The organism is uncultured Rhodococcus sp. (genome assembly GCF_963525155.1).
Lineage (GTDB): Bacteria > Actinomycetota > Actinomycetes > Mycobacteriales > Mycobacteriaceae > Rhodococcus_F > Rhodococcus_F qingshengii.
On sequence record NZ_CAURKP010000157.1, the window covers coordinates 1 to 11,732 of the forward strand.

Annotated in this window: 9 protein-coding genes, 3 tRNA genes and 1 riboswitch; of the genes, 11 read left to right on the forward strand and 1 reads right to left on the reverse strand. The window is 61.7% G+C overall.

Features of this window, described 5'->3' with window-relative positions; genetic code table 11:
- Window positions 1-370: 370 nt before the first annotated feature.
- From RWT78_RS23350 to RWT78_RS23395, 10 genes are all read left to right on the forward strand, one after another.
- The gene (locus RWT78_RS23350; protein ID WP_003940323.1) at window positions 371-1,024 is read left to right on the forward strand and encodes a TetR/AcrR family transcriptional regulator; all 654 of its coding nucleotides are present in this window, start codon (window positions 371-373) and stop codon (window positions 1,022-1,024) included.
- A gap of 112 nt (window positions 1,025-1,136) precedes the next feature.
- Window positions 1,137-1,209 (forward strand) — tRNA-Glu (locus RWT78_RS23355).
- Between the two features lie 140 nt (window positions 1,210-1,349).
- Window positions 1,350-1,423, forward strand: a tRNA-Asp gene (locus tag RWT78_RS23360).
- Window positions 1,424-1,493: 70 nt separating this feature from the next.
- A tRNA-Phe gene (locus tag RWT78_RS23365) sits at window positions 1,494-1,570 on the forward strand.
- A 241-nt stretch (window positions 1,571-1,811) separates the two neighbouring features.
- Window positions 1,812-3,428, forward strand: a complete 1,617-nt coding sequence (locus RWT78_RS23370; protein WP_314681226.1) for an ABC transporter substrate-binding protein — start codon at window positions 1,812-1,814, stop codon at window positions 3,426-3,428.
- A gap of 179 nt (window positions 3,429-3,607) precedes the next feature.
- Window positions 3,608-3,703: riboswitch (SAM riboswitch) on the forward strand.
- 4 nt (window positions 3,704-3,707) lie between these two features.
- Window positions 3,708-4,787 (forward strand): LLM class flavin-dependent oxidoreductase, encoded by a 1,080-nt coding sequence (locus RWT78_RS23375; protein WP_073512769.1) that lies wholly within the window; start codon window positions 3,708-3,710, stop codon window positions 4,785-4,787.
- Window positions 4,788-4,816: 29 nt separating this feature from the next.
- Window positions 4,817-6,211: an NtaA/DmoA family FMN-dependent monooxygenase gene (locus RWT78_RS23380; protein ID WP_003939710.1), complete on the forward strand. Its 1,395-nt coding sequence runs from the start codon at window positions 4,817-4,819 to the stop codon at window positions 6,209-6,211.
- 69 nt (window positions 6,212-6,280) lie between these two features.
- Window positions 6,281-7,642, forward strand: a complete 1,362-nt coding sequence (locus tag RWT78_RS23385) for an MFS transporter (protein WP_314681240.1) — start codon at window positions 6,281-6,283, stop codon at window positions 7,640-7,642.
- A gap of 224 nt (window positions 7,643-7,866) precedes the next feature.
- Entirely contained in the window at window positions 7,867-9,243 is a 1,377-nt protein-coding gene (gene ftsW, locus RWT78_RS23390; RefSeq protein WP_399552182.1) for a putative lipid II flippase FtsW, read from the forward strand.
- A gap of 114 nt (window positions 9,244-9,357) precedes the next feature.
- Window positions 9,358-9,990, forward strand: a complete 633-nt coding sequence (locus RWT78_RS23395; RefSeq protein ID WP_007733896.1) for a TetR family transcriptional regulator — start codon at window positions 9,358-9,360, stop codon at window positions 9,988-9,990.
- 3 nt (window positions 9,991-9,993) lie between these two features.
- Here RWT78_RS23395 and RWT78_RS23400 read toward each other — a convergent pair whose 3' ends face one another.
- Window positions 9,994-10,752 (reverse strand): SDR family NAD(P)-dependent oxidoreductase, encoded by a 759-nt coding sequence (locus RWT78_RS23400; RefSeq protein WP_047271053.1) that lies wholly within the window; start codon window positions 10,750-10,752, stop codon window positions 9,994-9,996.
- Between the two features lie 131 nt (window positions 10,753-10,883).
- Between RWT78_RS23400 and RWT78_RS23405 the strand changes: the two genes are divergently transcribed.
- Window positions 10,884-11,624 (forward strand): VIT family protein, encoded by a 741-nt coding sequence (locus tag RWT78_RS23405; protein ID WP_007733901.1) that lies wholly within the window; start codon window positions 10,884-10,886, stop codon window positions 11,622-11,624.
- Window positions 11,625-11,732: the final 108 nt, after the last annotated feature.

The window sequence follows — 11,732 nt, forward strand, 5'->3', positions numbered from 1 at the left end:
GTACGGTTTCGACGGAAAAGGGGGAATAAACAATTGCACTAGTTGTTTAAAACCTTGGGACTGCTGTCCATCGGGCGGCGAAGCAGTTCCGTCTGCGAGGTCGAATTATCAGAATCTCGGGCACGAAAAAGCTCGGATGCGCACCCCCTGCGGCGCACCCGAGCGGCCAAAACCATACCACTTGGTGTCTTTTGGGCATAAAGTCGGTTCTTGTCCCCTGAACAGCCGATTGCGTCTAGTACTTTTGGCGGGTATGGCTCTAGTCCTTACGTAGGGTGTGTTGGAGGGGATATTGTGAAGTTTCGGGGGATGACAGGCGCCGATCACGGCGACTCTGCGTACCAACTCTGCGAGAGGCACAACACCGTAAATGGCACGTCAACAAGAGCGTGCGCGGCGTACCCGCGCCGCCCTGGTCGAAGCGGCTGCGGTCGAATTCGCCAAGCGCGGCTATGCAGCTGCGTCGGTGAACACGATCCTCGAGGGCTCCCGCGCCACCAAAGGCGCCATGTATTTCCATTTCCAGTCCAAGGAAGAGTTGGCGCGAGCGGTTCTGACCTCGGCTATCGAAACCTTCACTGGAATTACTGATCGTTGGGCCAAGAGAACAGACCTCGATCCATTCGTCGCTTTGCACGGTCTCGTGCTCGACATTGCCGAGGTCTTCCGTGCCGAGGTAATCGTGCAGGCGGAATTCCGGCTGATCATCGAGCCCGAGTTCTACAAGGATGTGCAGTCCGGTGGTGGGCAGGTCTGGGGAAAGACCGCCTATGAGTTGGCATTGCGTGCCAAGGACGACGGTTTGCTCCGAGAAGACGCCGACCCGGACAAATTCACGCGTGTACTTGCAGCGAGCCTTGCCGGTCAGCGGTACATGGCAGACCTGATTGCCTCAAGTGGAGATCTGGGCGAGTGGTTCGAGGAGTCTCTCGAAGTAGTCCTCGAAGCCATGGCTACGCCGCAGTGGTTGGAGACGTTCCATCGTGACGGGTGGCCCCAAGTCGAGTTCCCTGACACTGAATAGTGCACTTTTCTGCCCGTGAACAGGCGATTTGTGATTTCCGAATGCCGTGCCATAAGCTATCCAAGCTCCCAACGGAACGCCGTTGGGGTACTAGTTCGGAGAGATCCGGCGGGCCCCCTTCGTCTAGCGGCCTAGGACGCCGCCCTTTCAAGGCGGTAGCGCGGGTTCGAATCCCGTAGGGGGTACGTTTTGCGAAAGCGAAACGATGCAGTATGGTTTGACCCGCACGACACGCTTTGAGATGCACAAATGCCAGGCCAGGACAGGACAGTGGTTTGGGAGCGGCTCGAAGATGTAGTACGGTTTCACAGCAAGGAAAAAGCAAGGCCCTGTGGCGCAGTTGGTTAGCGCGCCGCCCTGTCACGGCGGAGGTCGCGGGTTCGAGTCCCGTCAGGGTCGCAAAGCTTTGTTCTCAATCAATCGGTTGAGAACAAAGCAATGCGATAGGCATTCGGTTCGGGTGCCGTCCGGCCAGGTAGCTCAGTTGGTACGAGCGTCCGCCTGAAAAGCGGAAGGTCGCCGGTTCGATCCCGGCCCTGGCCACCATAATTCTTATCGACAAGCTCCAATCTCATGTTCTTCGAACATAAGGTTGGAGCTTTTTCGTATTCGGATGTCAGTCGCCGTCAACCACTCGGCCCGATCATCTCAGTTATGCGCATCCTTTGTCTCCGTGAATGTTTCCGGTCACCGGGAACGTGCTGGGCGTCACTCCACCGAGGACATCACTATTAGCCGATTGCGGCCGATCCGTGGCTGCGTCTACTGAAAGTGAGGTGGAATCTCCGTGTCGCACTCGAGATCTTGGCGCATCGGGAAAGTCAGCCGGGTCGCCGTCGCATTGTTCGGCACCGGGGTTCTGTTGGTGGGCTGCGCGAGCAACGGTGACGACAGCGGGACCGCGTCGGCGGACGTCGTGACCGGCATGGTCAACGAGCAGCCTGATCCGGGGAGCGCTGTCGCCGGCGGGACCATGACGTACGGCGTGCAGGTGCTCGTTCCCTCTCTCGACCCGACCAAGACTGCCGCTCGCGGCGGTTCCGGCGGTGAGGCCTTCGCTGCGGTGTACGACGTCCTGATGAGTTACGACACTGCGAGCGGCGAGTTCGAGCCCAAGTTGGCTCAATCGCTCGATACCAGCGACGACGGAAGCACGTGGACGTTGAAACTTCGCGACGGTGTGAAGTTCAGCGACGGCACTGCGCTCGATGCCAACGCGGTGATCGCGAGTATTGATCGGTACAACGCAGGCAAGGGCAATGGCGCCGAGCTCTGGCTGGCTTCGGTGGAATCGGCACAGGCAAGCGGCCCCACGACGGTCGACTTCAAGCTGAAGACGCCGTGGATGCGCTTTCCGTCGATGCTCGCTCTCGGGCACGGGATGATCGTCGCCCCGAGTTCGCAGCAGGGCGACAAGTTCACCGCCGTCGGAGCCGGACCCTTCACCGAAGATGTCTTCACACCGAGCGTCGAGCGAATCTTCAAGGCCAACCCGTCCTACTACGGCGGCGCTCCCAAGCTGGACAAGTTGCGGATGGTTGCGCTCAACGGCCCGCAGGCCAATCTCGAATCATTGAACAGCGGTCAGCTCGATGTCGCCTACATTCGCGGCCTCACGTCGGCGATCAATTCTGCCAAGTCCGCTGGTTACCCCGGCTACATCGACGTGCTCAATGCCGGCAGTGCCGAGATCGTCAACAACCGTGAAGGCCGACCGGGCTCGGATGTTCGCGTTCGCCAGGCCATCGGCTACGCGCTGGACACCACGTTGATCGATCAGCGAGTGGAAAACGGTGAGGGACTGCCGGGCTCGGAGTTGTTCGGTCCGACGTCTCAATGGCATGTAGACACACCGGGTATTGCCTACGACCCCGAAAAGGCGAAGGAACTTCTGAATCAGGCAAAGGCAGACGGGTACGACGGCAGCCTCGACTACGTCGTTCTCAGTGAGCCGAAGGACCACGCGATCGGCCTCGCCGTGCAGTCACTGTTGCAGGCCGTCGGGTTCGAGGTGAACTTGATCTTGGCCAACAACGCCGGCGACATCGTGCAGAACGTCTACGTCAAGCACGATTTCGACCTCGCGCACGCGGGCATCGGAATGTACGAGTCGATTCTCGATCTCGGATTGTTCTCCACGACCAACAGCACCTCGATGGCGAATACTGCTGGATATGCGAACCCGGCGATGGATCAGCTGATTGCAGATCTACAACAAGCCAAGGATAATTCGTCGACCCTGGCGATCATCGGCAAGATTCAGACGCTGTGGAACGAGACGGTTCCGTCGGCGCCGATCGGCGGGCTCACGTCGTTCTGGGCTTGGCAGAAGAACGTGCACGGTGTGGTTCCGACTGCAACCGGCATCATGCTGTTCGATCAGGCATGGATGGGCGCGAAGTAGCGTTCCAGCGCACACCGAGAGCCCCGTCCGACGCGAGTCGGGCGGGGCTCTTTCGTGTCTACGTCGGCTAGCGTTGCGCAACCCTTTCGATCAGGGTGATTGTATTGAAATATGTTGTAGGTCAATATGATTCGACAAGCGTGATTTGACTTGTTCAGCGTCGCCCGCATAGATTGCATCCACCATCCAGAGTGGCTGAGAGACCTGGCTCGATGATGCCGCAGCAACCCGCTACCTAACCGCAGTGTGGGTGCTACCGCCAGGACCGATGGAGGACACATGACTGTATTTGCCGTGGGTATCGAACTGGACGGCGAGGGCACTCACCCCGCTGCCTGGCGCCGAAGCTCACACCGCCCGGATCAGTTGCTCACGGGTAAGGCTGTGCGCGATCGCGTCGCGGCTGCCGAGAATGCCGGCTTCACGTTCGCGACGTTCGACGATTCCATCCTCCCCCCGAGTGGCGACGTCGTCGGCCGCATCGATGCCGTCTCGAGGGCGTCGTACGTGGCGGCGACAACCAGCACGATCGGGCTGGTCCCCGTCGTCGGGACCACGTACGCCGAACCGTTTCATACGTCCTCGCAATTGGCGACGTTGGACTACTCCTCGCGTGGGCGTGGCGGCTGGCTTGCTGTTCCGGTCGAAGACGATGCCGCGGCGAGGGCGTGGGGGAGGGCTCCGGTAACAACGGAGTCGGCGCGTCAGCAAGAGCAGCGGGATTCGGTCACCGTTGTGACCGATCTCTGGGACTCGTGGGAGGACGACGCCGTCGTTCGTGACTATCTCAGTGGGCGTTTCCTCGAGCGTGATCGTCTGCATTACGTCAATTTCGAGGGCGACACGTTCTCGGTGAAGGGGCCCGCAATCGTTCCGCGGCCGCCTCAAGGCCAGTTGGTGGTGTTCGGCCGCTACGGCGAAATCGATCCACGCCAGCCGGATGTTGTTCTCGTTTCCGGTGATTCGGTGGAGACCATTGCACAGTCGGCTGCCAAGGCGCGCGATGAGGGCGCGTCATTGGTGTTCGCCGAGGTCGATGTGGCATTCGATACGCCGAATCTGTCTGCGGCGCAGCGGAGGACCGAGCTGAACTCGTACGGGAATGCCGTCGTCACCGGCCGACTGCTCCTGGCTGCAGATCCGGGGGAAGCGGCCGTGGTTCTGAAGGAATTGGCCGGACACCTCGACGGTGTTCATTTCCATGCTCTCGTGATCGACGAGGACCTTCCGGTGCTGGCCAAATTCGTGCTTCCGACGCTGTCCAAGGCCGGGTTGACGCGACGCCCGGTTCCGGGATCGACCCTGAGGGGCAACCTCGGTCTGCAGCGACCCGCAAATCGATTCGCCCACTCCTCCTGACTTGACTTCGCGCTAAGGATATTTCGGCCATGACTGCATCACGCTCCGCCGTACCTCGACCCGACGCTCACGTTCACTTCGGCGTCTTCTTCCAGGGGGTCAACCACACCACCATCTGGTCCGATTCCGCGAGCGGATCCCAGATCGACTTCGAGACGTTTCGGCGGTTGGTACTCACCGCCGAGCGAGGTCTGTTCGACGCCTTCTTCCTCGGTGAAGGCCTGCGGCTTCGGGAACAGAACGGCAAGATTCTCGATCTGGATATCGCCGGCCGCCCCGACGCCATTGCGCAGTTGGCCGCCCTCGCCGGTATCACCGACAAGATCGGGTTGGTCGCGACACAGAACACCACGTACAACGAACCGGCCGACCTTGCGCGTCGACTCTCCGGCCTCGACCTACTTTCCGACGGACGGGCCGGCTGGAATGCGGTGACCACCGACAACGCGTGGACGGGAGAGAACTTCCGTCGCGGTGGTTTCCTCGACCACTCCCTGCGCTACGAGCGTGCCGGGCAGTTCATCGAAACCGCGCGGGCACTGTGGGATTCGTGGGCCGACGACGCGATCTCGGATTCTCGCACGTCCGAGAACTGGTCTACTCCGGGCGCCGTCGGCGACGTGCGCAGGCAGACTTCACAGTTCGACATCTCCGTGACGCCGACGCTTCCCCGAAGCCGCCAGGGGCATCCGGTCATCTTCCAAGCGGGTGATTCCCCGAGTGGACGCGATTTCGCGGCGACGCACGCCGACGTCATCTTCTCGCGACACGGGACTCATTTCGACGGCGCGCTCGACTTCGCCGACGACATTCGGGCTCGGTTGCGTAAAGCCGGGCGACCGGAGGACGACGTCAAGATCTTGCCCAGCACGCAGATCGTGTTGGCGGAGAACGAGTCCGAAGTCGAGGAGAAGGCAAGGTGGGTCCTCGAAGGCCAGTTCACCGGTCAGACTGCCCTCTCTCTCGTCGGACTGGTGTGGGGTAAGGACCTTTCCGATCGAGACCCCGACGGTCCACTCCCCGAGGAAGATCCGGTTGCCCGCCCGGTTTCGGAGACGCGCGGTTCCGCGCGGGACGGCAACGACCCCATTGCGATCGCACGTGAATGGCGTGCTCTTGCCGAGGCAAAGAATCTGTCCCTCCGTCAGGTCGCCATCGAGACCTCGCAGCGTTCGGGTTTTGCGGGCACTCCGGGGCAGGTCGCAGATCAGTTGGTCCATTGGGTGCGCAACGGAGCTTCGGACGGCTTCAACATCTCGCCGTACCTGGTGCCGACCGGGCTCGACGAGATCGTCGACTGGTTGATCCCGGAACTGCAGGAGCGTGGGGCATACCGCACCGAGTACTCCACGTCGACGCTGCGAGAGCACTTGGGGTTGCGACCGCCGCTCACGCGTCGGGCCACGTCTGAAGCTGCGGGGTAACGGGTCCTGTCCCACACAGTCACAGCGACGGCCGAATCCACCAAGCTCGGTTCGGCCGTCCGCTGGGAAATCGTCGTCTGCGTAGCTGCGGGTTTCACCACCCTTCTCGATTCGGCGGTGCTCGGAATCGGGGTTCCGTCGATCCGGGCGTCGCTGGGCGCGTCGACCTCGGAGGTGCAGTGGATCCTTGCGAGCTATTCGCTGACTTTCGGCTTGGCCCTGGTGCCGGCGGGCCGACTCGGTGACGTCGTCGGGCGTCGACGCTTGTTCTTGGCGGGCCTGAGCATTTTCGCGGTGATGGGAATCCTCGGAGCGTGTGCGTCGGATCCGTCGATGATCGTGTTGGCCCGGCTGGGGCAAGGGATCGGCGCAGGCACCATCAGTTCGCAGGTGCTCGGCATCATCACCGACCGGGTGTCCGGAAAGGCTCGGGCGAAGGCGTTGGGCGCGTACAGCACCGCGGGTGGTCTGGCCGGCGTTTCCGGACCGATCCTCGGTGGCGTTCTGCTGAAGTATTCCGACGCCGACTTCGGATGGCGGTTGCTTCTCGTTCTCAACGTGCCGTTTGCTCTGATCACACTGATTCTGGCGTTTCGCTTTCTGCGCCGTGATCGAACCATCCGATCGGGCGCGTCGATCGATCCGGTTGGGCTGTGTCTGCTGGCGACTACGACCGGGCTCCTGTTGTGGCCCATCGTGACCCGGACCAGTGTTACTGTCGCCGCGGCTTTCCTGATCGGTGCGTTCGGCGCTGCCGTTGCCTTCTGGTTCTGGGAACGTCGGTACGCCGCACGCGGTGGGACGCCGGTACTGCTTCCGTCATTGATCGCCTCTCGGGGATTTCGGCTCGGTACAACGGTTGCACTCTTCTGGTTCGGATCCATCCTCGCCGTCAACGCGGTGCTCAGCCTCTATCTGATCGAAGGTTTGGGCTTCGCCCCGCTGAGTGCGGCGTTGATCATGACCGGTAGTTCGCTCGCGATGGCCCTGACGTCGGCTTTCGGATGGCGGCTCGTTGCCAGGTTCGGCCGAAGTGCGGTGGTTTTTGCGATAGTCGGCGAGATCCTTGTCATCCTCGGCTACATCGCGGCGGTCAATCTGATTCCTCGGGAACATCTGATCCCGGTGCTGGTAGTCCTGGCCGTGTTGTCGGGAGTTGCCAGCGGCTTGGTCGACGCGCCCAATCGGGTGCTGACTCTCGAATACGCACCGGCGGGTGCGAACGGAGTTGCAGCGGGTTTCCTTCAACTGTCGCAGCGACTGTCCGCGACCATCTCGCTGGCCGCGGTATCGGGGTTGTATCTCGGTGTGCTCGGATGCTCGCCCGACGGATATGGACGTGCGTTCGGGATCGCGCTTGCCGTCTGCGTGGTCATGTTGACGCTCTCGTTGGCGGGAGCGGTGGCAGACCTCCGTCGGCGAAGGACGTGACCTGGTGTTTCGTAGGCCTAGAGGGCCCTCGGGAGACCGAGCCCGTGTGACTCGTGGGACTTGTGTTACCCATGAGTTAGGAGTCGTGGGACGATACTTGTGTGGTGACCGGTCGCAGTGAAGACAAGCCCAACGGTCGCGGGAGTGGAGAGCCAGTTAACTCACCCCGTGGAGCGTCGGACAAACGTGACCGCACATCGACACCCTTCCGCGCTCGAACGGCGATGTGGACGAATCGGCCACTGTTCGATTTCCATATGATCGTCGGTCTGGTCGTGCTGATCGTCGCGTTCGGACTGCTGATGGTGCTGTCGTCTTCGGGCGTCGAATCCTATGTTCTGTCCGGGACGTCCTACGCCCGCTTCTGGCCGCAGTGCATGTTCGCAGCGATCGGTTTGGTGATGTTCGTGGCGGTCGTGCGGTTGCCGACCGAAACGATGCGTAGAGCCTCACCATGGCTGCTGATCCTGTGTCTTGTTCTGCTTGTCCTGGTGCTGATTCCAGGTATCGGCTCGGAACAGATGGGTGCTCGCAGCTGGTTCGTGATCGCGGGTATTTCCTTCCAGCCGTCGGAGCTGGCCAAACTTGCTCTGGCGATCTGGTCCGCGGCGACGGTTGCGTCGTTCATGAACGCGCGGATGGATGTCAACCGTGCGCTGCCGGTGATCGGCGGTACGACGCTGCTGGTTCTGGTTCTGGTGGTGTTGGAGAAGGACCTCGGAACCACGATCACGATCGGCATCATCTTCATGTCGGTGCTGTGGTTCGGGCTGTTCCGGATGAAGACATTCATCAGCCTCACGCTCGGTTCCGCAGTCGCATTTCTCGTGCTCGGGCTTACTGCTGGTTACCGCTCGGATCGCATCAAGGCTTTCCTCAATCCTGATCTCGACCCGCAGGGTTTGAACTTCCAGAGCACTCAGGCCAAGTACGCACTGGCGAACGGAGGCATCTTCGGTCGCGGTCTGGGACAGTCCGACGCCAAATGGAGCTATCTCCCGCAGGCGCACAACGACTTCATTTTTGCCGTGATCGGTGAAGAGTTGGGTCTGGTCGGCGCGCTGATCGTCGTCGCTCTCTTTGCCGCGGTTCTGATCGTCGGGCTGCGGATCGCGAAACGGTCCACTGATCCGTTCCTCAAAGTCATGACAGCGACGGCAACGACGTTGATCGTCGTGCAGGCGTTCATCAACATCGCCTATGTCGTCGGCCTGATTCCGGTGACCGGTCTGCAACTACCGCTCATCTCGGCGGGCGGAACGTCGATGATCACCACCCTGCTGATGTTCGGGCTCATCGCGCACGCAGCCTTCCGTGAGCCCGAGGCTGTCGCCTCTGCCGAGAGCAGCGGTCGCGGTTGGATACCGCTGGTCTTCGGCAAGCCTCGGTTCGGCATTGCCAAGAAGCCACAGACCGATCGACGGAGGCCGCCCGCTCGCCGCGCCCAGCCTGCTCCAACTGGGCAACGCAGACCGGAACGACGCGCGCCGCAACCCGACAGGCGCCGGACTCAAGCGCCGGGCCGACGCGCACCCGCTCGCGACTGGTCGGAAGATCCACGTAGACGCGGCCGATCCGATCGGCCACGGCGCGCTTCCTGATCTGGGCCAGTTCCACTGGCAGGCAGTTCGGAAGCGGGCAGTCATGCACCCGACAATTGCGTTGGGCGGCTACATTGGGAGTCGGCAAAATGACGTCTAATAAGGGTTGTGGACATGGCAGGTGGCGACAAGGCAGACCAGTCGGTGGTCGAACGTAGCTCGGTGACCGGACGTCGTACGACGCCGTCGCAGCGAGCGCGTTTTCGCCGGATTGTCGACGCCGCAATGGAATCCGCCTCCGAAGGCGGCTACGACGCGGTTCAGATGCGATCGGTGGCCGATCGCGCCGGCGTCGCGATCGGCACTGTTTACCGGTATTTCCCGTCCAAGAACCACATGCTTGTCGTCGCATTGTTGTGGATGTTCGAGGGTTTGCGTGACAGATTCCAGGACTTTGTAATCCCGGGCGAGACTCCGTCGGACCGGATTCTGTTTGTGCTGCGCAAGAATACGGAGGTCCTCGAGACCGACCACCTCCGTTACGAAGCGTTGGTTCGGGCGTACATGTTCGCGGACGCGTCGGCGACTCCGGAACTCAACGCGCTCGGTGGGGTCGTGACCGAGATGTTCGCGAAGGCGATCGGTGTCGAGGAAGTCTCGCAGCAGCAGTTGGACGCGGTGAAGGTGATCGACGACGTCTGGATGTCGAGTCTCGTCTCGTGGGTTGCGGGCCGGATGACGACGGACGAGGTGATGGCGCACCTGGAACTTGCCGTGCGACTGGTCTTTCGCAAGTTGGGCGGATAGCGCTCAGACGGTGTAGCCACCGTCGACGTTGAGCTTCTGGCCGCTGATGAATCCGGCCGCGTCGCTTGCGAGGAAACATACTGCTTCGGCGATGTCGGCAGCTGATCCGAAGCGCTTCAACGGGATTCGGCTCATTGTCACGTCGAGCGCGCCCTGGTCGAGTTCGGCGGAGCTGATCAGGCGCTCCGCCATTCCGTCCGTCAACATGCCTGGTCCGACAGCGTTGAACCGGACGCCGTAGCGTCCTTCCTCGGCGGCGAATCCGCGAACAAGTTGTTCGACAGCCCCTTTGGTGCCTGCGGAGAGTCCGTCGCGCACGGGAAAGCGATCCGTTGCCGCGGTTGTCACCGCCACCACCGAACCCGAGGATGCACGCAGCGCAGGCAGGGCGGTGTGGACGAGGGTGAAGAACGCCGCGGCCTCCTGGTTGAGTTGTTCGGTGAAGAACGCCGGCGTCACACGTGAGAGGTGCGTCATCGGGACGTGCGGTCCCGCAGCGTGGACGAGGGTCGTCAATGCGCCCAGATCACTGACCGCATCGTTGACGGCGGCGCTGATCGACAACTCGTCGGTCAAGTCGAGAGAGTACGAGTGGGCGCGCCCGCCATGCGCTCGAATCTGCTCGCTCAGTTGCTCGGCAGCGCCCTTGTTGTTTCGGTAGGTGAAGGCGACGTCGTGTCCGCGTTCGGCAAGGGTCAGGGCGATCGCCGACCCGATTCCACCGGTTCCGCCGCTGACAAAAGCGGTGCGTACTGCGCTCACAATGCCTCCAGATGTCTGCCGATTCCCAACCTAACAAATGCTTGGTTGGGGTGCCAATCGGAATATATCAGTGCGCGAAGGACAGGCTCAGATTGCTATCGCAACCGGACTGATCGTCCTAATCTGTTGCCATGTCCGGAGACAGTGTGCAGTTGACCGACGGGGCGCCCGGTGGGGAATCGGAACCTCACGCACCGAGTTTGAACAATCGCCTCAACTGGCTGCGTGCAGGTGTTCTGGGTGCAAACGACGGAATCGTCTCGACCGCAGGTCTCGTGGTCGGTGTTGCGGCAGCCACGACCGAGCGCTCCGCGATCTTCACAGCAGGTTTTGCTGGACTGGTTGCCGGCGCTGTGTCCATGGCGTTGGGCGAGTACGTCTCGGTCAGCGCTCAGCGAGATACCGAACGCGCACTCCTGCAGAAGGAGAAGAAGGAACTCCTCGAGACCCCGGAGGCTGAACTTCAGGAACTGACCGAGATCTACGAGAACAAGGGATTGAGTCCGGAGACGGCCCGCCGCGTCGCCGAAGAATTAACCGAGCACGACGCCTTCGCGGCGCACGTAGAAGTCGAATTGGGTATCGATCCAGACGATCTCACCAATCCGTGGCATGCAGCGATTTCGTCGGCAATCTCGTTCACGATCGGCGCGGCGATCCCGTTGGTCGCAATTCTGGTGCCGCCGACAGGCATCCGCGTCCCTATCGCATTTTTCGCGGTGCTGATCGCACTTGCGCTGACCGGGACGATCAGCGCGACGCTCGGCGGAGCTCGCAAGACCAGAGCGGTGCTACGCGTGGTGATCGGCGGCGCGCTGGCGATGGCCGTGACGTACGGAGTAGGTCAATTGGTGGGCACGGGTCTCGCCTGACCCCTGCTGTGGGCCACTAATTAACACACGGGGTTTAATAAGGACCCCCCCAAATCAGGCCCCAAACCAAAAGAACCGGCCAGGCGCAGGGGGCCGCCGATTAATGCG